The sequence below is a fragment of the Peribacillus sp. B65 genome, assembly GCF_058513295.1.
In genome coordinates, this window is the sequence record NZ_CP195840.1 from 4,774,269 (window position 1) to 4,796,641 (window position 22,373).

18 protein-coding genes and 1 pseudogene are annotated in these 22,373 nt (G+C 35.9%); 6 read left to right on the plus strand and 13 right to left on the minus strand.

Annotated features, from left to right (window positions below):
* Positions 1-530 precede the first annotated feature (530 nt).
* Genes ACSR9O_RS23370 through ACSR9O_RS23380 form a run of 3 tightly spaced genes read left to right on the plus strand, consistent with a single transcriptional unit; the run spans position 531 to position 1,591 of the window.
* On the plus strand, positions 531-896 hold the full coding sequence (locus ACSR9O_RS23370) for a DUF2089 domain-containing protein (RefSeq protein ID WP_491725192.1): 366 nt from the start codon (positions 531-533) through the stop codon (positions 894-896).
* 13 nt (positions 897-909) lie between these two features.
* On the plus strand, positions 910-1,299 hold the full coding sequence (locus tag ACSR9O_RS23375; protein WP_063236560.1) for an SHOCT-like domain-containing protein: 390 nt from the start codon (positions 910-912) through the stop codon (positions 1,297-1,299).
* Positions 1,300-1,309: 10 nt separating this feature from the next.
* The gene (locus ACSR9O_RS23380) at positions 1,310-1,591 is read left to right on the plus strand and encodes a hypothetical protein (protein WP_101225746.1); all 282 of its coding nucleotides are present in this window, start codon (positions 1,310-1,312) and stop codon (positions 1,589-1,591) included.
* 227 nt (positions 1,592-1,818) lie between these two features.
* Here the strand turns inward: ACSR9O_RS23380 and ACSR9O_RS23385 are convergent, their stop codons facing one another.
* The 3 genes from ACSR9O_RS23385 to ACSR9O_RS23395 form a co-directional block, all read right to left on the minus strand.
* The gene (locus ACSR9O_RS23385) at positions 1,819-4,065 is read right to left on the minus strand and encodes an AAA family ATPase (protein WP_491725193.1); all 2,247 of its coding nucleotides are present in this window, start codon (positions 4,063-4,065) and stop codon (positions 1,819-1,821) included.
* A 13-nt stretch (positions 4,066-4,078) separates the two neighbouring features.
* Positions 4,079-4,549 carry a DUF6530 family protein gene (locus ACSR9O_RS23390; protein WP_491725194.1) on the minus strand — a complete coding sequence of 157 codons (471 nt, stop codon included), beginning with the start codon at positions 4,547-4,549 and terminating at the stop codon, positions 4,079-4,081.
* 515 nt (positions 4,550-5,064) lie between these two features.
* Positions 5,065-6,417, minus strand: a complete 1,353-nt coding sequence (locus tag ACSR9O_RS23395) for a TrkH family potassium uptake protein (protein WP_491725195.1) — start codon at positions 6,415-6,417, stop codon at positions 5,065-5,067.
* A 589-nt stretch (positions 6,418-7,006) separates the two neighbouring features.
* Here ACSR9O_RS23395 and ACSR9O_RS23400 point away from each other — a divergent pair.
* A complete protein-coding gene (locus ACSR9O_RS23400) occupies positions 7,007-7,138 on the plus strand; it encodes a hypothetical protein (protein ID WP_491725196.1) in 132 nt (43 codons plus the stop codon).
* Between the two features lie 124 nt (positions 7,139-7,262).
* Here ACSR9O_RS23400 and ACSR9O_RS23405 read toward each other — a convergent pair whose 3' ends face one another.
* The 9 genes and pseudogenes from ACSR9O_RS23405 to ACSR9O_RS23445 all read right to left on the minus strand — a co-directional run bounded on the left by ACSR9O_RS23405 (position 7,263) and on the right by ACSR9O_RS23445 (position 18,586).
* Positions 7,263-7,562, minus strand: coding sequence for a hypothetical protein (locus ACSR9O_RS23405; protein WP_101225743.1), 300 nt, complete (start codon positions 7,560-7,562; stop codon positions 7,263-7,265).
* An 810-nt stretch (positions 7,563-8,372) separates the two neighbouring features.
* The gene (locus ACSR9O_RS23410; protein WP_230178562.1) at positions 8,373-9,338 is read right to left on the minus strand and encodes a carbohydrate kinase family protein; all 966 of its coding nucleotides are present in this window, start codon (positions 9,336-9,338) and stop codon (positions 8,373-8,375) included.
* A 116-nt stretch (positions 9,339-9,454) separates the two neighbouring features.
* The gene (locus tag ACSR9O_RS23415; RefSeq protein WP_491725505.1) at positions 9,455-11,389 is read right to left on the minus strand and encodes a glycoside hydrolase family 32 protein; all 1,935 of its coding nucleotides are present in this window, start codon (positions 11,387-11,389) and stop codon (positions 9,455-9,457) included.
* A 78-nt stretch (positions 11,390-11,467) separates the two neighbouring features.
* Positions 11,468-12,502: pseudogene (locus ACSR9O_RS23420) on the minus strand (glycoside hydrolase family 32 protein); the annotation flags it as partial.
* A 56-nt stretch (positions 12,503-12,558) separates the two neighbouring features.
* Complete coding sequence (locus ACSR9O_RS23425) at positions 12,559-13,461, minus strand: ABC transporter permease (RefSeq protein WP_225988884.1); 903 nt, start codon at positions 13,459-13,461, stop codon at positions 12,559-12,561.
* 80 nt (positions 13,462-13,541) lie between these two features.
* Entirely contained in the window at positions 13,542-15,107 is a 1,566-nt protein-coding gene (locus tag ACSR9O_RS23430) for a sugar ABC transporter ATP-binding protein (RefSeq protein WP_353752156.1), read from the minus strand.
* 80 nt (positions 15,108-15,187) lie between these two features.
* Positions 15,188-16,168 carry a substrate-binding domain-containing protein gene (locus ACSR9O_RS23435; RefSeq protein ID WP_222619974.1) on the minus strand — a complete coding sequence of 327 codons (981 nt, stop codon included), beginning with the start codon at positions 16,166-16,168 and terminating at the stop codon, positions 15,188-15,190.
* A gap of 546 nt (positions 16,169-16,714) precedes the next feature.
* Positions 16,715-17,467, minus strand: a complete 753-nt coding sequence (locus ACSR9O_RS23440) for a DeoR/GlpR family DNA-binding transcription regulator (protein WP_101225738.1) — start codon at positions 17,465-17,467, stop codon at positions 16,715-16,717.
* Between the two features lie 561 nt (positions 17,468-18,028).
* Positions 18,029-18,586, minus strand: a complete 558-nt coding sequence (locus tag ACSR9O_RS23445) for a cysteine hydrolase family protein (RefSeq protein ID WP_101225737.1) — start codon at positions 18,584-18,586, stop codon at positions 18,029-18,031.
* Positions 18,587-19,179: 593 nt separating this feature from the next.
* Between ACSR9O_RS23445 and ACSR9O_RS23450 the strand changes: the two genes are divergently transcribed.
* Entirely contained in the window at positions 19,180-19,671 is a 492-nt protein-coding gene (locus ACSR9O_RS23450) for a hypothetical protein (RefSeq protein ID WP_491725197.1), read from the plus strand.
* A gap of 250 nt (positions 19,672-19,921) precedes the next feature.
* On the opposite strand, the gene ACSR9O_RS23455 is transcribed toward ACSR9O_RS23450, so the two are convergent.
* On the minus strand, positions 19,922-20,209 hold the full coding sequence (locus ACSR9O_RS23455) for a hypothetical protein (protein ID WP_289336388.1): 288 nt from the start codon (positions 20,207-20,209) through the stop codon (positions 19,922-19,924).
* Between the two features lie 558 nt (positions 20,210-20,767).
* Between ACSR9O_RS23455 and ACSR9O_RS23460 the strand changes: the two genes are divergently transcribed.
* Complete coding sequence (locus tag ACSR9O_RS23460) at positions 20,768-22,240, plus strand: flavin monoamine oxidase family protein (RefSeq protein ID WP_491725198.1); 1,473 nt, start codon at positions 20,768-20,770, stop codon at positions 22,238-22,240.
* Positions 22,241-22,373: the final 133 nt, after the last annotated feature.

A 22,373-nucleotide genomic window follows, 5' to 3' on the forward strand; every position in this document is an offset into this window, starting at 1 on the left:
AAGAGTATGGTCACTGTCCCAAACCCTTCCAAACTCAAATAATATAAATTTATCATAGTACAATACTGGAAAATCTCAAATTCTTAATCACCCTTGTTTTGGTACATTAGAGGAGCTTAGCTGAAAACGGCATTCCACTCATTAATAAAGACTAAGTCCTCAACTCACTGCATAATCGGAGATTAATCAACCCGTAAGCTTATAATTTTCAAGTTAGATCAATAAATAATACATCAATGCCACCGACTGCTGAATCATCATAATTGGAATATTAATATCAAATGGATTATTGAACAGCATCTCAAAGACTATGTAATCGTGCTCATTATGTAACTGGTTATTTTACCCAAGAGAAATGTCTACAATTTCAACCATTATAATACTTGAATGGATAATAAAAACGAATAATCAATAATATTAAACTTTAAATTAATATTATTGAATTTTTTTATTAAAAATTTAAATTTTATTATTTATATTTTCAATTCCTTGTTTTATAATCGAATTAACTAAAAGGAAGGGATTTCATTATGGCTTATAAATTAATCACAAATTGCCCTGTTTGCAGTAAAACATTGAAAATTACAAAGTTGCAGTGCTCTCATTGTCACACTACGATTGAAAATGAGTTTGAAATATCTAAGCTGGCATCCTTATCAAAGGATCAGCTTCATTTTGTGGAAGTATTTTTAACATGCAGAGGGAATATCAAAGAAGTTGAAAAGGAACTGGGGATTTCGTATCCAACGGTTCGAGGCAAGCTAACTGACATCATTTCATCGCTTGGATATGTACAGAAGAAGAAAAATGAAGTGGACGAGAAAAAAGTTGTCACCATGTTGGAAGATGGCGAAATCACAACAGAAGAAGCCATTAAGCTCTTAAAAGAGGAATAGGGAGGAATTTATCATGAAAGAGGAAATTACAAGAGTGTTAACAATGGTTCAAGAAGGGAAGATTGATGCAGATAAGGGATCAGAACTGATTCAAATATTAAAAGAGAAAGAAGAAACAGGTAACAAGCTTCTTGAAAAACCGACTAAATATTTAGATAAAACCTTAAAAGTTCGTGTTGTATCCGCCGAAAATGATAATGTCACGGTCAATTTGCCTATAAAACTTGTCAAGGCAGTATTAGTGGCTGGACACAGCATCGCAGCGAGTATTCCTCAATCGGAAAAATACGTTAAAGATATAGACATAAGTCTTATTATTGAAGCAATCGAAAACGAATTAGATGGCCAAATTGTTGATATTAAATCGGCAAACGGGGATACCGTTTCAGTCATCATTGATTAGTGATTCGCTTATGATGCATGTTAAAGTGAAAGCGAAAGGCGTTCGGTTTACCCTTCCAATTCCATATGCCATTTTAAACATTGTTATTTCAATTTTATCTTCAAAATTTATTCAGCAAAATGCAAACAAATGGACAAAAGTGCACTTCGAAAGAAAAAAACTGGACTTTACCTTTCCACTAATAGACAAAAAAACGCTAAAGCCTATCGTCAAGGAACTGAAAAATTATAGGGGGATCGTGCTAGTAGATGTCAAAGCTAAGGACGGTACTGAGGTTAAGGTTAGACTATAATTTATCATGGAATACACCGACCACTGACTGGAATATTGAAGAAAAGGCCTAATTTTTCGCTTACAATACCGAGAAAATTGTAAAAAGACAATAAAGTTATTTAATTTTCAAACCTCAAACAAGCATAACCCCGTTCTAAATATAGGACGGGGTTAAAAAAACGGAAAAATCTTTATTGATACCGTACCAGTGCCTTTTTGCTTTTTTCAACCATTTTCAAATCCCTCCTATAAAAAGCGACTGATTGTTTCCACTAATTTTTGAGGAAACGATTTAAGGTCAGTCATATCGAGGAATCTCTCTCTTCCGTGTAATTCTGCAATCTTTTCTTTATCTTCTCCGATAGCAACAGATAGGAATAGCACGTCTTTTCTTTCATATTCACTAATAACTGATCGGATATCCACCCTCGCTGCATCCCCTGAATAATTAGGCATGGCTTTTGGTTGCCCATCACTAATATTTATCAATAACTTGGTAGAAGCGATTTGTTTCGATAATTTTTCTGCCAATATTCGTAAATTAACACCATCACGATTATTTTGGCGAGGCTTCATTGTCGCAATTTTTCCTATAACCCCTTCGTACCCATCATCAAACTCTTTGTACGAGTATAGTGAAGTCATTTCCCTTTTACTAATATCTGCAGTGTCTCCATAAATCATCAAAGGAACATTTAACATTCTACAAAACTCTGTTAAAGCGATTATTGCTTTTTTGGCACTCTCCATTCGTTGAGCCCGAACCATGGAACCAGACTCATCTATACGTATCGCTATAGCTAGAGAGGGATTATCAGTTGGAGGATTTTTTTTATCAAAGTAACGATAGTCTCCCATCACAACCTTAGAAGCATTAAATCGCGTACCGTATAACTTCCCTGGAGTGTATGTTACTGACTCTTCTTTTTCTAATACAGCAAGAATTTTTCTTGCCATACTCTCCACAAGAGGTGTTATTTCCTTTTTAATATGTTCTGCTTCACTCATACTTTCCTTCGTTGCATGAGGGCGGTGGATAATGATCCCTTCTTTTTGATGAATCGTGTTTTTCATAAGCGTTCGAGCTTCTTTATTCAACTCTTTTTTCTTATCAGCTTCTTGCTTCTCTAGTATTTCCGGCAACTGTTTTACTTGTTGCTGAGAAATACCTGTTTGAGATTCCTCATGCTCTTTTCCTTTATTACTATCGATTTCAATGTCCTTTGATCTCTTTTCAGAAAAAATCTCTAACGGTTTCCCTTTTTCTTGTTGAGGCAGAGCGGAATCACTATTTTGAATTTTCTCCTCTTCTTTTGTAAAATCAATGGAAGATGTATCTTTTTGAAGTTCCTCCTCACCGTCTTGTTGTTCCTCATAATTATCTACCATTGGTGACCCTGGAGGAGCTTGCGGTTTGTTCATTGGATTCTTTTGATTCAGTAAATAAGATTGAATACGCTCCAATAATTGACTGCTTTCTAATTCTTTTTCTAGTATTCTAATCTCAGTTTCATCGGTGGTAATTTTATAGATGACTTTTTGATAAATAGAATCAAAGATATTTTCTCCTTGTTGCACTGCATTCACCCAATAGAAATAACTTCTCATTCCTGCTACACCCTTGATTCCATTAGCTTTTGAAGTAGCATCTAATAAAATAATGATTTCAGCCATCATTGCTAATAGCCCTTCATCTGCAAAACCAACTTTACTGAGAGCCCGGTTGACCATCACTCCCTTAGAAGGAAGATTCATTCGTTCCGTGTGTTGAACTCGATCACGTAATGATTCATTAAGGGGTCTATTCCCCTGATAATTTCTATTGGTTGTAATAACTACTACAGCATCGTGGTGCCGTTTGATCATTCCAGTTGGAGTATTTAAAATACCATCAATTTCAAGAGCAGAATTCAATGCAACTAAAACCGATGCATCTCTAATGACAGTAGGTTCTTGTATCTCTAACAGGTAGCCTTCTTGTAGTGCACGAACAATTTCTGATGGATAATACTTATATGTTACATTCTTACCGGTGTCTTTGATTTTCTTTTCAAGTTTTGCCAAGTATTCTTTCGTTTCTGCCATATTTAACTGTAGATAGGAAGACAAATTTTCTAAAAGCTGCTGAGCCGTGCTATTATTTTCAAAAAACTGAATTATTTTTTTATCTTCCACTTGTGCTTCTTCCATTACTGGCAAAAGTGAGCCGAAAACATCTGATTTATCCATGTCGGCAAAACAGGTAATTTTCGTATATGGCAATCGAAGATCATGAGAGAGAGCTTTGGCAAGTTGTGTTTTACCTGAGCCAGCATCCCCCTCTAGCAGTACATTGATGACTCGCAGTTCTCCATTATGCCAATTCCTATTGATTGTATCTGCAACACGTAATTCCTCCACACTTTCTTGATGGCTAGGAGACTTTTTCCAAATCATTTGTTTTTCTTCTTCTGTAAATTTTCTGCCATCTGAAACGACAAATCCTCTTATCATTTTATGATTCTCCTTACCGATATCCCATTTCCTTCATAATATCGTTGATGATTCTAAATCTTTCTCCCAAAATTTCGCCATCCGATTGCAACATATCATAAAAATATTGAATATCTTTATCTAAATTCTCATTTTTTGTGTCAATTTCTAATTGCATCTTATATCCCTGCAACCCTAAAGCAGTAACGATTTGATTTTCAGGATCATACAGCTTTTCAAATTTATAAGCATCTCTAAAATATAAGTTGGTCGATAAAATAAGGATGGCTAAATCTAAAATTCTAGTGGCAGATAACTCAATTTCTTGAGCAGAATCATCAGTCATTACAATTTTTCCAACGATATCTCCTGTTCTAGGAGATTTCCCCTGTAGCATTCCTGTGCTTAACGATTCGATTTCTTTACCATAGGCAGCCTTACCATCTACTTTGTCGTAATTTTCAACAGTGATAATTGATTTATACTTATATTCATCTTTATTCATATCATTGCTCCTTTTTATTTTTTCGTTTTTTTCCTTCCCCCAATACGATGTTCCGTCAAAAATTCCTGCTTAGAAATCCTAATTATCTTCTTATTTAAGATTTCTGATAAACATAGGACAGGCGAAATTCATATTTTAAACACCACATTCCACTCTCGCTAATTAACAAACATTATATTATTATGTTTGTTATATTGCAAACAAAAGTTAATTACGTTTATTGTTATGCATAATAAAATTGATTATGTTTAAATAATGAAGATTTCACGATTTTTTTGGAACGCATTATTAGAAGAAGAACGGGGTATATTCGAGAGTCTGATTTATATATGTCTCTTATACGTATTTATCCTCATGAGACGGTATAAAAAAAGGATCTTCAAAACTGAAGGATCCTTTTTACTGCTTATTTAATATAAGTGGAGGAGATAGTTGAAGAAGAAAAGGATTTTCAATACAACTATTGCACTTTTGTATATCTTTATTAATTGATAACCTTTGCTGTAGTACATTTTTTATCCTATAATGATGCGCTCTTTGGGATAGTGATACGGATGTTTAACTGGTTTGCCTCCCATACTGAATAAGAAGGTAAACATCCCGATTTTCCCTATAAACATTAAAATCATGATTACGGCCTTCCCAGCAGTACTCAATTCCGGTGTAATGCCTAGCGAAAGGCCTACAGTGCCAAAAGCAGAGGAAACTTCAAATAAAATTTCCATTAGGGAAAAGGCAGATTCAATGCATGCAAGAATGACAACTGCCAAACTGCACAGTATCATACCTGTTGTGAAAACGATGAATGACTTGATGATATCTTCCTCATCGATCTCCCTTTTGAATATTTTTATTGTTCTGTTCCCTTTCGCATAGTTGTAAATGGTAAGCAGCATCACAGCAAACGTGGTGGTTCTTATCCCACCCCCAGCACTGCTGGGGGATGCCCCTATGAACATAAAAATACTCAGTAACAAAATGGTAGGCACTGAAAATTGGTTGACGTCGCTGATCGCCATTCCGCCAGTCCTTGAAGATATCGAATAAAACAAAGAATGGACAAAGGATTGATGCCAGGTTTCTGAATAGAAATGACTGTACTCAAACAGATAGATGAAAATGGCTCCGATTACGATCAGTATGAAAAAAGTTACGGTTGTAATTTTTGTGAACAAGGTGAACCGGAATGGCATCTTACCCTTATGCCTCAGCCACTGACTTACCTCCATTAGAACAGGAAACCCAAGGGATCCGATAATAAAGAGTACTATATTAAGGGTCAGGACAAAATAATCGTCTGCAAACGGAATCAGTGATTTTCCTGTGATATCAAAACCGGCATTTGTCGTAGCAGACACAGAGGCGAAGAAACCCTGCAAATATGCCTCTTGCCATGTTGGGAAATACTTCAAAAAATATGTACCGAAGACAATAGCCCCTAATAGCTCAATCATGACAAAGAAAAAGAAGATCATTCGTATGAACCGAACAATCCCGGAAAAAGTGGGGCTGTTTTGTTCCGTCGTCATGAGTATTCTTGCCCTGAGTCCTATTTTCTTTCCTGATGCAAGCCATAGTATTGTTCCGAAAGCCATGATCCCAATTCCACCAAACTGGAGGATGATTGCAAAAATAAACGTACCGGGAACACTAAGCAGCTGGCTTACATCTACCGAAGATAATCCTGTTACAGTTACCGCACTAATAGAAATGAATACTCCATCAATAAATGAGAGCTCTGCATTCTGCGTTTGAGTAATAGGAAGCAGCAATAAAATGGTTGAAACCACTACAGCCACTAGGTAATAAAAAACAATTATTTGAGCAGCAGATAGTCGTTTTGTTAAGTTCTCTATTTTACTATTCATTTCTCTCCAATTTCTATATGTTTTTTGACAAACATAAACCTATTTGTACTAACGTACCATTACACAATTTCAACTTATAATAATTTGTCCATTAAATTAAGAAAATAAACTGCCCCGTTGAAGAAGACCTCAAAGGAACGAATGAATATGTTATACAACTCTATTTTAGGTAGTAGCTAAAAAAGCCAAACCCATGTGTATCAAGGGTTTGGTTCTTAGTCATTTTTTATCGTATATTCAGGATTTTATACAACCTTGATGTAGCAAGGGTTTGCTAGATGATCAATAAAACCACTAGATTAACCACTAGAGCTTTTTCTATTTCAATCATTGATTTATCTAATTATGAAGGCTGTAGGTCCATAATAGTATACTTTTACGAACAATATGTAATTAAGCAGCATGCTAAAAACCCCTTAGGCCTCAAGGGGTTTAATGTCTTTCGTTTTTATTGTTTATGTATGTATTTATACATCGTTGGACATTAACATTTTGACTTCTGACCACATAAAAAAACTAGTTTTAACAAATAAAAAAGGACATTTCCTAAGCCCTCTTCCTAGTATCGGCCCCGCCTACGCCAGATACTATGACAGCCACACATGCCATCCAACCCATTATCATTATAATAGAAAGCGCTTACATTTTCAAGGATTTAATAAAAAACAATGACTTTGATTTACTTTCAAAAGGCCGCCAATTGACAGCCTTTTATGGTTGATACATCACTTTTGACCTCGTGTTCCTCATATTCTTGTTGATTAATTGATTATACCTTCTTTAACTAACCTTCCCCGATATTTTAAGTGCATTTTTCCACAATCTTATGGTTTGACCAGTAAATATTAAAAAAACACTCTAAAAATATAATTTTTTTTAACACATAATTGAGGATTCGTGATTAATTTAGCTTTCGCCATTCCTCGCTTAAATCTTACATTGTTTAACCATTCAACAATTGCTTTTGCATCATAATTAGGGTGAATTCTTTCCCCATTTTCTAAAGCCCAATGTTCTGTATTCTTTTCCTCGTCAAAAATCCAATTTAGAAAGTCCTCCTGAATACTATTCATCTTCCTACCTACTTTTGTTGAACAAGAAAGGTATTGAATAAAATCGTCACCAAAGTCAATTTTTATTATCATAAGAGTTTAACTCCTTAAAATCGTTTGCTATTATAGCATTCCTTATTAAACCGTTAGTTCCATAAGAAACAGCTGCCTTAAAGACAGCTCCGATCTTGAATTAACGCACCAAGTTTAAGACTTTTTAAAACTAATCACCTATGGCAAATATATGTTTTTTTCGCTCTAACGCTTCTATGCAAAAAAATTTTAATTCATTAATCTCGTCTCTATACAATATTGTTTCACCATAAATATTAAGATTTAGAAGTAAACATAACTCGTTATTAGAGTCCTTTTCCTTGCTTAAAAGATATGAATGTATTCCCTCTTCAAATTCTACATATGTTTCTTCCTTATACGTTTCTTTATAAGTGTTAGCTAAAATGAAATTGATTCCACACATTTACTTCACCCTTCCCTGCCTATTTCTAACTATTTTAGCAGCTTGTACTCAAGTCCCTTATTGAACAAACCTGCCCCCGATAGTTCCATAAGGAAAAGCTGCCTTAAAGACAGCTCCGATCTTCAGCTAACGCACCCGTTAGTTTATGTACAATATTTCACAAAGTTCACATTAAGTGGGCTCATTTTTCTTAAATCACTAAATAGTGCCTTCAATCCAAATGGGCGAGGCACTATTAGTAATTACCTAATTACTGTTCTAAGTAACGATTAAGGCATGATTTTGTTATTCATCTGTTTTTTTACTAGTTAATCAAAATAAAATCTAATTCACTTCAGTTCATGGTTCTTCTTATTTATATATATATAATATTTATCCGCTAAGGGACCAATATAAACTAAATATTCGAAACAATACGACGAAGACTAAACCTTATATATATCCTCTTCGTTTGGTAGAGAAGAAATCGCTCCTACCTTCGTACATACGACGGCACCTACTTTATTTGCAAAAAGAATGATTTCTTTAAGTTTACTAAAATCACTAAGAATTGTGTCATAGGACTCAAGATTTGCAAATTGAAATAAAGCAGCACCGACAAATGCATCACCAGCACCAGTTGAGTCAATTGAATTTACTTCGACGCTGTTTATTACACTCATTCCACTTCCATTTGAAAGAAGAGTGCCTTCACATCCAAGGGTAACAGCCACTATTTTTGCTCCTAAATGATGGAGCATTGCTATTCCATCATATTTATCCATTTTTCCCGTGATTAGTTCAAGCTCTACTTCGCTTACTTTTACAAAGTCAGCCATTGATATACCCTTTCTAGCTAAACTAATAAATTCAGCCACTCTATTTTTCCATAAATCATGTCGGAAGTTAGGGTCAAACGATAGAAATATCCCCCTATTTTGTGCAAATTCCATTGCCTTTAAATAAGTTGTTTTAAAAGGGTTTTCCAGAAATGCAGTTGCAGATCCAAAGTGAATGATCTTTGCACCACTTAATCTATCTGGGTATAAGTTATCCTCTGTTAAATTTCGATCCGCTCCTCTATTGAATACAAAATCCCTTTCACCATTTGCTTGTAAAGAAACAAATGCTAAAGTAGTTGGTGCCAAATCATCAGTAACAATCATCGATGTATCAACCCCCACCTCTTTTATCGTTTCTATTAAAAATAATCCAAATGGGTCATTTCCTACTTTTCCAATAAGACTTGCTTCCCCACCTAGCCTTGAAATAGCAGCTGCGACATTCGCTGGTGCACCCCCTGCTTTCTTTAGAAAATGATTACCTTCCATTAAATTAACATCAATATCTGTACAATAAAAATCGATCAAAAGCTCCCCAACGCATATGACTGCGCGGTTTGTTTTATTCATTTACATTACATCTCCATTCTTGTGATTTAGGTAAAATGAAAGGCTATCGATCATTTTCGACAGCCTTCATAAACTCTTACTATCAACCCATCTTTAATAGGATTGAAATTTAGTCTTTATCTTTTCCATATACTCTTTAAAGGGTATATTTTCAAAGACTTTAATGTAACTTCTCCACCCTTGCTATAAATTTGTAATCCTTTACTTGATGGATCCGGGAAAATTTGATCAGAAATAACCGTTTCACCTTTGTTTCCAAACACTTCTACAGCAGATCGGTCAATGAAAATATGCATTTTCACAGTCCCATTTAATGCATTTAACGGTCCGTCATGCTTACCGACCACATTGTTCCCATAATCAAAGCTTCCTGAATTTGAACGGTCTACGAATAATTGTTTGGTGGCAACATCATAGCCAATAGTCGTATATTCAGTTGCTCCTTTACGAACTTGAAAGCCGAATTCAGTTGCTTTTATATCATCTACATCAAACTCAGCTATCATTTCAAATGTATCTTCTGATAGTTTAGATAGGAGATTACTTTCACCAGATATGACTTTATTTTTATATGAAATTTTTTCACCCTTATCTCGAATGGTTTTTAAAGAAACTGGTGTTTGTTTTAAACGTAAACCTTCATCTGTCTGAGTTAGCTCCATCTTTCTTGGCAATGTCGTTGAACTTCTCCAAGTCGAAGTTGGTGTATGATTTGCATACAGCCAATTACTCATCCAGCCAATCCAATATTTTTCGCCATTCTTACCATCAATTCCGCTCCAATCTACTGCGGCATAATAATCTGCCCCGTAGTCAGTCCATAACACTTGATCGGAAGAATTTTCATTTTTAAACGTTTTCCCGTCAAAGGTACCTACAAAATATTGCATACCTGACCCGCCTGCAGGAGCGCCATCATTAATGCTTACCTGTAGTACCCATTTTGTTTTTGAAGGGTCACCATCAATTGGTAATTCGATTAGAGTAGGACATTCCCAAATCCCTCCGTTACTACCATGAGTAGAAGGTATCCACTCTCCAGAAACAGCAGACCAGTCTGTAAGGATGCCGCTTTCTTTCGAATCGTCTTCCTCAGGCTCTTTGGCAACTTGGTCTACTTCATTTGGCATGGCCCCTTCATTATAAACATTAACATCATCCATGTTTAAATGACCCCAACCACCTGTAGCTTGGTCTACAGCTTTAATATATAACACTTCTCCAATGTATTTAGAAGCATCCCAGACGTATTTTTGATATTTTTCTTCTTTAAATTTGGTATTGGCTTGTCGAATTAATTCTTGATCATCAGAGGCTCTCACTAACGAAACATAGCGGTTGTTGATATCATTACCACCGCCCAACAGAAAGTTGATTTCTCCAGAGCCACCTAGTTTAAAATATGAGGAGTGCAGTTCACCTGTTGCGTCATCTCCCTTTTGAAGATCAGTAAACCCCCATAGGTGGTAGTTTCCTTGGTGGCCGAAATCCCCTCCCCAGTAAGATGGTACATTTGTCACATGATCTTTTGTGAAAGCATTACCTTCGATTGTACTCCACCCAGTTAGATCACCTGTCTCAAAATCATGATTAGTAACTTCCTTCTCATTTGTCATGATGTTCTTACCAACTTGAACATCTTGGAATAACGTGGATGAATTCCAAACATTTAAGCCAAAATGTCCTGACGAAAAAGTTGAATCATTTACATCATGAATGAGATTACCATCTAAAAAAATTTTAATATTTTTTCCATGAGTGCTTGCTTTTAAATGGTACCTTTTATCTGTATCTAGATTTATTGTTTTTTCAGCTAGAATGGATATGTCTCCATTTTCGATTTTCATGATTTTTATTGTATCGTTTAAAGCATCGATATTTGCCATATAACCGTTTGTTGCATGAGGATCTGCACGAAAAACGAGCGAGCCGGCTCCATTGCCACCTTTTTCCCCAGATATCTCAATGTTTGCTTCATAAAAAAAGTTATCCCCTGTTTGACCACTCATTACAAAAGCATCCTCCGTAGAGGTTCCACTTTTTCCATCCATCGTGTTCTCCCAGCTTCCATTTACATTTGTCCATTTTGATAAATTGGTTTCAAAGTTAGATGTATTCTTGAACTCCACATTTCGAAAGGCAGCCGTTGAATTCCACGCTGACAATCCATAGTATCCATAATCGAATTCTATATCTGTTTTTTTTATAACGGATTGATCGTTTACAGAGACTTGAATTTGATCCCCATCTGTTTCCACCTTCACATGGTAGTTAGTTGAAGTTTTGAGGGTAAAAGGTTTTCTCGCAATTTCCTCGTTTGTTCCATCTACATTCTTACTTAATGTTATAACATCGTTTTTGGCATCTAAGCTCGCAACATAGCCGTTCTTTGCACGCCTATCTGACCGAAAAACTAAACCGCCTGTCCCTTCTCTCCCATTCTTTTCATTAAGGGTAATATCTCCCTCATAGCTAAATGATTCACCTGTCTGGGATGACATGCTATAAGAAGTTCTGTCTAAGCTATTTGCTTGTATTCCACCATCTTCGCCGAATTCACTTGCATACTCCCACTCTTTTAAATTAGGTGAGGTATAAAACATAATCTTATCCTTAGCCGCTAACGACATAACCCATTGGTTTGATTCTTCATGCCAAAATACTTTAGGATCGCGCCAATCTTGTGAAGGAGGGTCTGGCATTACGGGATTCCCTTTATACTTTTCCCAAGTTCTTCCTTTATCTAGGCTATACGCTATACTTTGGACTTGCTTATCCCCTGCATGCGTAAAGATGGCAACCATTGCTTCTTTTCCAAAGCCAGCTGTATTGTTCCAATCAATAACAGCACTCCCCGAGAAAATCTGACCGTTTTCATCCGGCGATAAAGCAATCGGCAAATGCTCCCAATTAACAAGATCTTTACTGACAGCATGCCCCCAATGCATCGGTCCCCATGTCGTTCCATACGGATGATATTGATAAAACAAATGATATTCACCTTTATAAAAAACCATACCATTCGGATCATTCATCCAGTTAGCTTCAGGAGAAAAATGAAATTGATTACGGTATGGTTCATTATAATACCCAGGGTCTTCTGCATATGCACGATTAAATGGTAAACAAGTGACAGTTGAACATATTAGTAGAATACTAATGATCCTCTTCACTTTTATTTCACATCCCTTTTTTTAAAATCTAAAATGATATGTGATCGTTATGCTGGACTATTTCCGCGCAATCGATCTAATAGAACGGCTGCTACAATGACTCCACCTTTTACAACTAACTGCCAATAATAGTTGACATCCATTAGAGTTAACCCATTACTGATTACCCCCATAATTAAAACCCCAATAATTGTTCCTATTATTTTCCCTTTTCCACCTGTTAAACTTGTTCCTCCTAGAATAACAGCAGCAATTGCGTCTAACTCATACATTTGACCAGCAGTTGGCTGTCCAGAAAACAACCTTCCCGCTAAAACGACTCCTCCTAAACCAGCTAGTAAACCACTAATCGAATACACATTGATTAAAGACTTTTCAACCTTAATTCCAGTTAACCGAGCTGCCTCTTCATTGCCACCAATCGCATAAATATGACGACCGAACATCGTATATTTAAGAACAAAAAACATCACGACATATACTAAAGACATGATATAAATAGGAGTGGGGATTCCGAAAATACTTCCACCACCGATGAATTTAAATGTTTCGTTTTGTAAAACAATTGGATAACCGCCACTAATGACATAAGCGAGTCCACGAACATATGTGAAGCTGCCTAGTGTAACAATAAATGCTGGTAACTTTGCTTTGGCTGTAAGAAACCCATTAATCAGTCCTACTGCATACCCTACTAGTACGCCTGATAACATCGCAATTATAGGATTAACTCCTGCAGAAGAGACCATGACTGAGATAACGCCAGATAGAGCAACTGTTGCACCAACTGATAAATCAATACCACCAGTTAAAATAACGATTGTCATCCCAGCAGCTAAAATAGCAATAATGGAAACTTGTTTTAATACATTCAATAAATTGGCTGTATCTAAAAAATTTGGTGCTGTAAATGAAAGTACTACACACAATAATAATAAAATCATGATCATGCCAAGCCTATTCCATAAAGAATAAAGGACATTTCCTATATTTAGGCGTTGTGAATGTGTAATAGTTTGCGTATTCCCTCTCATTTCTCTCTCCCCCCTATGGTAGCTAAACGCATAATAGTTTCCTGTGTAGCTTCTTCCTTCGAAAGCTCGCCTGTTAACCTTCCTTCACTCATGACAAGTATTCGATCACTTACCCCCAATACTTCAGGAAGTTCAGATGATATCATTAAAACGGCCAATCCTTCATCTGCGAGCTTTGAAACAATCTTGTGGATTTCAGTCTTGGCACCTATATCAACCCCTCGTGTTGGCTCATCAAGTAGTAATACCTTGGGTGCAATTGATAGCCACCTAGCGATCACTACCTTTTGTTGATTCCCACCACTTAAGTTTGATACTTGCTGTTCTGGGGAAGCTATTTTTATATTTAAGTCTTCAATATATTGGTTAGCGCTTTCATTTGCTTGCTTCCAACTAACAATTCCTGCTTTAGCGTGTTTTTTCAATTCAGCCATTATGATGTTCTCTTTTACGGACATTGATAAAAATAACCCTTGTTCTTTCCTGCTTTCAGGTACATGTGCAATCCTATTAGCAATAGCATCTATTGAGGATTTGATTTTAACAGATTGACCATCAACCAATATTTCGCCACTTTTCAACTCGGACAAACCGAAAATGGCCCTAACCAATTCTGTTCTGCCAGCACCAACAAGCCCCGCTAAACCAACAATTTCACCTGGGTAAATTTTTAAAGATACATTCTTTACAATTGTGTTATCAGAAACATTTTTCAATTCAAGTACAGGTGAAACTTCCTTTGGATTTTTTGTGCCAAAGGCTTTTGACCGATTAAACAAGTCCTTTAAATCCCGTCCTACCATCAGCTTTACGAGATGATCAGGATTTGTCTCTTCAATCGGCCCACTTGCAATCCATTCGCCGTCACGTAATACAGTGAACCTATTAGAAATTTTAAAGATTTCTTCCATTCTGTGAGATATATATACAATAGCAACTCCCTGCTTTTTCAAATCATCAATAATTTCAAATAGCTTTTTTATTTCTTTATCTGTTAAAGAGGCGGTTGGTTCATCCATTATGAGTACCTCTGCATTAAAGGATAATGCTCGGGCGATCTCGACCATTTGTTGTTGAGCAACACTTAAGGTCGAAACCAATTGGCGTGGATTTAGATTCGACCCCATTGAATCTAACACCTCTTGGGCACGTTCATGGACCTTATCCCATTTCACCATTCCTAAACCATTTCTAGGAAAGGAGGAACCCATTAAGATATTTTCACTTATTGTTAAATTAGGAGAAAGGTTTAACTCCTGATGAATAACACTAATTCCTTTGTTCCTTGCATCAGTAGGGTCCTTCCATAAAATTGGTTGACCTTTCAAGTAGATTTTCCCACCATTGTCATCAGGTGTATGAATGCCTGCGAGGATTTTCATGAAAGTTGACTTTCCAGCGCCATTCTCTCCCATTAATGCATGTACTTCACCCGGATAAAGTTCAATTCTCACATTGTTCAATACGGTTACACTCGAGAACGTCTTACTAATACCTTCCATATTCAACACTGGCTTTTTTAGACTTTGTTGGCCTTTAAGGGACATTTCATTCACAGCCATACCTTTATCTCACCCCTTATATTGATTTGAATAGGCTGATTAAAGGAGGAATCCTTATCAGCCTATTTATTGAAAGATTCTTACCAACCTTGGTAAGAATCTAATGTATCTTGAGTTACAATCTCAACTGGAACTTTAATAAGCTCCTCAACCTCTTCATCATTTTTCACTTTCATTCCGATTTCAACAGCTTTTTTGATCATGTTACTAGGTGACTGAGCTGAAGTTGCGGCAATTGTACTTCCTTCCTTTGCCATTGCTTCTGTAGCTTCAGGAGCACCGTCCACTCCGACAATGAAAAATTCATCTTTACGATTCGCTTGCTCTTGAGCAATTTCAACACCAATTGCTTCTGGATCATTAATCGCAAATACAGCGTCAATAGAGCCTGATGAATTAGCTTGTAAAATACTTTCCATCACCGTTAATGCCTTTTCGCGATTCCCTTCTCCATTTTGCTTCGCAATAACTTTAATTTCGGAATCCTTTATTGCATCTTCAAAACCTTGAATACGATCAGATACAGCCGAAACAGGAGGTCCATCAATAATAACTATTTTTCCTTTTCCATCTAATTTTTCAATCACATATTCTCCGGCCAGTTTACCAGCTTGATAGTTGTCTGAAGTAACAGTGGCATCGACACCACCTTCAGCATTGGTATCTACAGCAACTACTGGAATATCAGCAGCTTTGGCCTGTTGAACAGCTGCCGCAATTCCTTTTGTATCAACAGCATTTAAAAGAATGATATCTACCTTTTTCGTAATAAAGTTTTCAATTTGAGCTGCTTGTTTGGCTAAATCATATTCAGCGCTTTCAACTAGAACTTCAGCACCTAATTCTTTTCCTGCTTCTTCAGCACCTTTAGCCATGGAGACGAAGAAAGGGTTTGCTAAACTACCCACCGCTACACCGATCGTTAATTGTTTGTTACCTTTTTGTCCTTCGTTACCGTCTGTTGATCCATTTGATGATTCACTAGCCCCACTACATGCCGTCATCGCGGCAATTACAAACGCCAAAACTAGCATTCCTATTACTTTTAAATATTTCACCATATTAGTCCCCCCTAGTTTTTGAAGATGAAAATAATTAGCTACTGAACGAGAAATTGTTAACGCTCTCAATCTCTTAAACTAGATCACCTCCTTAAATGAATATTTTTGGTTGAAAAAATGGAAGTATGGTTGATTTTGATAGTTTTTTCACATTGACTATTTATTGATAACGCTTTCATCCCTTGTAAACAATATAATTACCCTTTACACATTAGAATTATAATTGATTGATTTTGGTTGTTTTTGATTGATTTTGATTATATTAGAGCTGTTTGTAATTGTCAACGGTTCCAATTATTACAAAAAATATATTGATAACATAAAATATTAAACGTTTCAAATGGTATATTTAATACATGGAGCAGATTTTCCTCATTGTTAATTGGCCACATTACAATAAATCAAGCATTCTTTATTATATTGATAAAACAAAGGGGAAAATTTTCAATAAAATAATTTCAGAATTTTCAAAAAAGCTGGTATTCAAACTGTCTGAATCAGACAGTTTGAATACCAGCTTTCCTTCAACGATAGCAAATTTAGTTTTTAGTCCCTCACAATAATTATCTCCGTTTTCTCCTTATATTTTCCTAACGTTATTGTACCTTCTTCATTCGTAATAAGTTTTGTTTGGTTTAAATCTGCAAACTTAGAAAATGATACTTCTCCAAATTTTGTATGATCTGCTAATACAAAGGCCTCACGTGACAAAAAGATGGCTCTTTCTTTTATTTGCGCCTCTTCTGGATCTGGGGTAGTCAATCCAAAATTATAATGAATAGCGTTCGCACCCATGAAACACTTATCAAATCTGTATTTTTTTATACTTTCGTATGCATAACGTCCAACTGTTGCTTTGGTAATCTTTTTAACAAACCCACCAATAAAGTATGTACATATTTCATTTTCAAGTAATGCATCTAAATGATCAATTCCGTTTGTAATGACAACGATATCTTTTTGTCTTAAATGTTTGATCATCTGATACGTTGTTGTTCCAGCATCAAGATAAACACAGTCGCCGTCCAAAATTAGTTCTGCCGCATATTTTGCTATCTTAGCTTTTTCCTCAAGGTTCTGCGTTATTTTCTCAAACACACTCGGTTCGTCTCGTTTACTATGTAAAAGTGAAGCTCCACCATGTACACGTTTTAAGTAGTTCTGCTTTTCTAATTGATCTAGATCACGACGCAAAGTAGATTCTGAAGTATTTGTTAATTCTACTAGCTCATGAATCTTAACATTCCCCTTTTCTTTTAATAGCTTTAATATTAATTGATGCCGTTCCGTAATAAGCATGATATCTCCTCCTCGTATTACACTTCTATTTAAAGATTCTTCGTGTATTCTAGTTCAATTAATTTTAGTATATAGAATTTTGCAGTGACATGTGAGAACTATTAGGGTACCCCCATAAGAAAAGGAGCTGTTGATCAGCTCCTGGTAATTTTAAGTAAGCACCTGTTTGTTGAATAAACAATTTAAAATCCATTACCCTGGAATATTATTCTCATTAATTCAACAACCATAAAGTAAACTAAACCAACAAATCTACTAAGACCTAAGCTAATTTTCTCCAAAGTCCTTTCTCACTGAGAAAAGAGAAAGAGAAAGATATAATGATTCCACATATCATCAATACACGAAAAGTTGTTACTCTAGGGTCAACCACTTGTGTTATATTTCCAGAAAAGAAACAAATAACCAAGATGATTAAAGCCTCTAATTAATTTTACCAAACCTCGTTATATATGTATTTTTTTATTATCGGATTACCTCCCCCTTTAGTTGCATAAAAAAAAGCTGCCTTAAAGACAGCTCCGATCTTCGGCTAACGCATTCGTTAATTGAAGATGATTATTATCGGTAATTATTGTGAATAGGTTTAAACAGTTCTTCATTAGAATTTCTAACAAGTGAAAAATTGTCTACATTATAGTGACCGTGAAGGGTTTCATTGTGATGAAGGATTATTTGTTTTGCAGATAAGTTTTTGGAGTCAGAAGTGGAATGTCCATCACCAACTAATGTTACATCAAAATGATTGATTGTTGCTGTTCTAACAGCTGAATCAATACAATGTTCCGTCTTACATCCCATTATTACAATATGGTCTACATTGTTTTTACTTAAATGTTCGTGTAATGGAGTTCCATAAAATGAATTTGTGGCAGCTTTATCAAATATGATAGCAGTTGATGGTATTTTAATATCCCTGTGTATCTGGAATCCAGGTCCTTCTCCATTTGAAACATCTAAATCTCTTATAAAAACAACGGGGATACTTTCATTTATCGCTTTTTCAATTACAGTATTAATGTTATTAACGATTTTTTCTTTCTCAAAGACTCCTTGTTCTTCTTTATTACCTTCTATTAATTCCTGTTGAGCATCGATTATCAGTAATGTTTGTTTCAATATTTTCCCCCCTAAAGTTTTTAGCAGTTAGTTTTTTCCTGTTTATTATTAAATGGTATTTTAAGCGCTTCTTACTAAGCTCTTTATATTTTCGTCAAAAGATTTACTAATACCTTCTTGAACTAACCTGCCCCGTTAGTTTAAGTACATTACTTCACAATCTTTGGTTTTCGCGTTAAATAATCCTTTTACTTCTTCTCAACATATAATGTTGAGAACCTAACTAAAAGGAGTGAAATCACATGAGATATTTCCCACGCCAGGGGACAATGAGTCCACAATCCCCTCCTCCAACATTCATTCCACCAAAACCTTCTGTGTCCTATATCGTCGACTGTCTATATCAAAACACTTATGTATGGCTTATAAATGGCAGACAATTTTGGTTTTACCCTACTCGTGTGGAATATGGAGAAGTATCTGGATATAGATGGAACGGTGCTTTCTGGCAATTCTACGGTATTGACCCAAGACTTATAGATGCTGTTACCTGTCCTCCTATCCCTACATTATACTAAAATCCTAAAAAAGCCTTATCTCGAATAGTCTCAAAATAAAAAATCGCCCCTATCTTTTAATTTTGGAGGTATTGTATGACAACTTTTTATTCATTTCATGGAACTGTCACGGTGATTAGTGATTTTTTTACAGGTCAAAATGGTGAAAGAGAAGGTTGTTATAAATTATTTACAATAGAAAATGAATTGGGTTCAATAGTAAATTTCGTGGTTTCACCCTCAACTTACTTCGTTGACCATGAAATGGTCATAGTAGGAGATCGCGTGACAGGATATTATGATGGAGATTTACCTGCTATTCTTATTTACCCTCCACAATATCAAGCGCTTGTCATGGTAAAAGATAACCCACATCAGAATGTAAAAGTTGATTATTTTAATAACCAATTGGTGAGTAGTGATGGACAATTACAATTAAAATTATCTCCCTATACCCAAATATTATTAACAAATGGGCAACTCTTTTCAAGATATCCAGCGAACCGAGATTTAATTGTTTTCTATGGACCTGGCACAAGAAGTATCCCTGCTCAAACCACACCCTATCGTATAATCGTTTTATGTTGAGCGCATTATTATTTCAACCAGTAATAAAAATAGGTATTTAAAACTCGTTCAGTTTTTGGCGAGTTTTTTATTATATTTTGTTCTTTCCATAACCCAATAAAATTAATATTCCTTTTTCAACTAAACTGCCCCTTTAGTTCCATAAGAAAAGAGCTGCCTTAAAGACAGCTCCGATCTTCAGCTAACGCACCCGTTAGTTCATTAAGAAAAGCGAAATTTCTTCAAGAATCGCGCCCTTTAGTTGAAGAAGTTACATGACCTTCTCTATTTCTTTTTTCTTAAATATGCCTACCAGTAGCATAATAAGTCCTATGATGAAACCTATTGGGAACAAGTACCACATAATCAAAGCTGCCCAACCATTCCCAACAATAAATGCGTATGTTAGCCCAACCGCAAAAGATAAGAATGGTGAAATTGCCAACATAAGAGCAATACCCCAAACAATGTGTTTTCTTTTTTTCGACTTACCTTTGCTAAGTTGATAAGCTACAAGTGCTCCTATAAATGCAATTCCATACCCTACGGCAAATGCCATCTTTTGTTACTCCCCTCTCCAAATTTCACAATACCCTTATATATAAGTACCTCTGCTGATTTAGATTGATGTATACCCCCCTGATTTTAACATAAATATCCAACCATCTTTAAGAAGTATCTTTAACAAAATGGCCCAATTGTTGAATAAAAATCAAACAGCACTCTTCAACTATCCTGCCCCTTTAGTTCATTAAGAAAAAGCTGCCTTAAAGACAGCTCCGATCTTCAGCTAACGCACCTGTTAGTTCAACAAGAACGGGTTAAAAGTTCATCACTTAACCTACATAATTCTCTTGCTTTTTTCTCCTCTAAAAGATCAAATCCAATCTTCGATAAATATCTTTGTAAATCTTTAGGGAAATTATCAAAATACTGTACAAAGATAGCCCGAATAAGCTGTTACCTGTCTCTTTGTTCCTTGTTAGGAGTTTTTCACAAAAGCAGACTTTATCTCTTTATCTGTTAAACTACATACTTTTTTTATCCATAAAAGAACACATAGGCATCTATACAAGGGAATACAATGTAATAAATCTATTTCACTAGGGGTAAAGAGATGCCTAATAACACAAATAATCAATTAACGACTCAACAAATGATCAGCATTATTAGAAATGGTCTTAAAAAGTCACAAGTTCCCAAACATATTACTATTGTTGGCGCAGGACTAGCAGGACTGGTTGCTGCTTCTCTATTGAAGGAGGCAGGGCACAACGTCACAATCCTTGAAGCAAACAACAGGGTAGGCGGACGTGCCTATACCATACGCTCCCCATTTAGCAATGGGCTTTATTTTAACCCAGGCCCAATGCGTATTCCTGATGTTCATTTTTTGACCTTAGAGTATATAAAAAAATGGGGGCTAACCGTAAACCCTTTTATTAACCGAACTCCAATGGATATTCTTTATCTCAATGGAATCAAAACACGTCTTAACATTTTTGAACGTTCTCCTGGTATTCTAAACTTTCCCGTTGCCCCAAATGAAAGAGGTAAAAGCGCACAGGAGCTGGTGAAATTAGCTACACAGCCAATTCTCGATTTTATTAAACAAGACCCAACGAAAAATTGGTATCTCGTAGAAAAAGAATTTAAAAACTACTCACTAGGTACTTTCTTAAACTATTACCATTATCAATATGGAACGACTTTTTCAGATGGCGCGGTTGATATGATTGGTGTACTCCTTGACTTAGAAGCATATATGGGGATGTCATTTATTGAAGTTTTGCGAGAAGAGGCGTCCTTCGGAGCAAATCGTTTCTATGAGATAACCGGCGGTATGGATCTGCTGCCAAGGGCATTTCTCCCGCAATTAAAAGAAGTTATTATGTTCAATCAAAGGATGATGAAAATTCTCCAACATAACAACAGAGTAACCATCCATTCCACCCATCAGCACACCTTAGAGGATTCCACCATAACTGGTGATCTTGCCATCATAACCATCCCCTTTTCAGTGTTACGATTTGTGAAAGTTGAACCATACCATTCTTTTTCCTATTATAAACGGCGAGCGATTCGTGAACTAAACTATATGAGCGCAACAAAGATCGGAATCGAGTTTAAAAGCAGGTTTTGGGAAAGGCACCATCAATATGGTGGTAAATCCATAACTGACCTTCCGATTCGATTCACTTATTACCCCAGTCAGGGGATTGGTACAAAAGGACCTGCTGTGGTTTTGGCAAGCTATACATGGGCAGATGAGGCTTTATCATGGAACGGTCTATCCAACGAAAAACGCATTCAATATGCTTTAAGGAACTTAGCTGAAATTTATGGAGACCAAGTCTATTCTGAGTTTGTGTCAGGAACTTCCTTTAGTTGGGTCGATAATGAATATTCTTCTGGAGCTTTCACTGCTTTTGAACCGAGCCAGGAAACCGAGTTGTATCCTTATATCCCTATACCTGAAGGAAGAGTGCACTTTGCCGGTGAACATACTTCGCTTACCCACGCTTGGATGCAAGGGGCGATTGAATCTGGAATACGGGTTGCATATGAAGTGAATGACTTGCCAAAATAAAACAGGAAAAATAGATAAATTAGGACTTTATAGAAATTTCTTATACAACTAAACTGCCCCGATAGTTCCATAAAGAAAAGCTGCCTTAAAGACAGCTCCGATCTTCAGCTAAAGCACCTGTTAGTTCTTTAAG

What these genes read in the sequence shown, in the direction of transcription:
- ACSR9O_RS23370 (WP_491725192.1), top strand. Translation starts at nt 531, where the DNA reads ATGGCTTATAAATTAATCACAAATTGCCCTGTTTGCAGTAAAACATTG.
- ACSR9O_RS23375 (WP_063236560.1), top strand. Translation starts at nt 910, where the DNA reads ATGAAAGAGGAAATTACAAGAGTGTTAACAATGGTTCAAGAAGGGAAG.
- ACSR9O_RS23380 (WP_101225746.1), top strand. Translation starts at nt 1,310, where the DNA reads ATGATGCATGTTAAAGTGAAAGCGAAAGGCGTTCGGTTTACCCTTCCA.
- ACSR9O_RS23385 (WP_491725193.1), bottom strand. Translation starts at nt 4,065, where the DNA reads ATGATAAGAGGATTTGTCGTTTCAGATGGCAGAAAATTTACAGAAGAA.
- ACSR9O_RS23390 (WP_491725194.1), bottom strand. Translation starts at nt 4,549, where the DNA reads ATGAATAAAGATGAATATAAGTATAAATCAATTATCACTGTTGAAAAT.
- ACSR9O_RS23395 (WP_491725195.1), bottom strand. Translation starts at nt 6,417, where the DNA reads ATGAATAGTAAAATAGAGAACTTAACAAAACGACTATCTGCTGCTCAA.
- ACSR9O_RS23400 (WP_491725196.1), top strand. Translation starts at nt 7,007, where the DNA reads ATGACAGCCACACATGCCATCCAACCCATTATCATTATAATAGAAAGC.
- ACSR9O_RS23405 (WP_101225743.1), bottom strand. Translation starts at nt 7,562, where the DNA reads ATGATAATAAAAATTGACTTTGGTGACGATTTTATTCAATACCTTTCT.
- ACSR9O_RS23410 (WP_230178562.1), bottom strand. Translation starts at nt 9,338, where the DNA reads ATGAATAAAACAAACCGCGCAGTCATATGCGTTGGGGAGCTTTTGATC.
- ACSR9O_RS23415 (WP_491725505.1), bottom strand. Translation starts at nt 11,389, where the DNA reads ATGGATGGAAAAAGTGGAACCTCTACGGAGGATGCTTTTGTAATGAGT.
- ACSR9O_RS23425 (WP_225988884.1), bottom strand. Translation starts at nt 13,461, where the DNA reads ATGATCATGATTTTATTATTATTGTGTGTAGTACTTTCATTTACAGCA.
- ACSR9O_RS23430 (WP_353752156.1), bottom strand. Translation starts at nt 15,107, where the DNA reads ATGGCTGTGAATGAAATGTCCCTTAAAGGCCAACAAAGTCTAAAAAAG.
- ACSR9O_RS23435 (WP_222619974.1), bottom strand. Translation starts at nt 16,168, where the DNA reads ATGGTGAAATATTTAAAAGTAATAGGAATGCTAGTTTTGGCGTTTGTA.
- ACSR9O_RS23440 (WP_101225738.1), bottom strand. Translation starts at nt 17,467, where the DNA reads ATGCTTATTACGGAACGGCATCAATTAATATTAAAGCTATTAAAAGAA.
- ACSR9O_RS23450 (WP_491725197.1), top strand. Translation starts at nt 19,180, where the DNA reads ATGACAACTTTTTATTCATTTCATGGAACTGTCACGGTGATTAGTGAT.
- ACSR9O_RS23455 (WP_289336388.1), bottom strand. Translation starts at nt 20,209, where the DNA reads ATGGCATTTGCCGTAGGGTATGGAATTGCATTTATAGGAGCACTTGTA.
- ACSR9O_RS23460 (WP_491725198.1), top strand. Translation starts at nt 20,768, where the DNA reads ATGCCTAATAACACAAATAATCAATTAACGACTCAACAAATGATCAGC.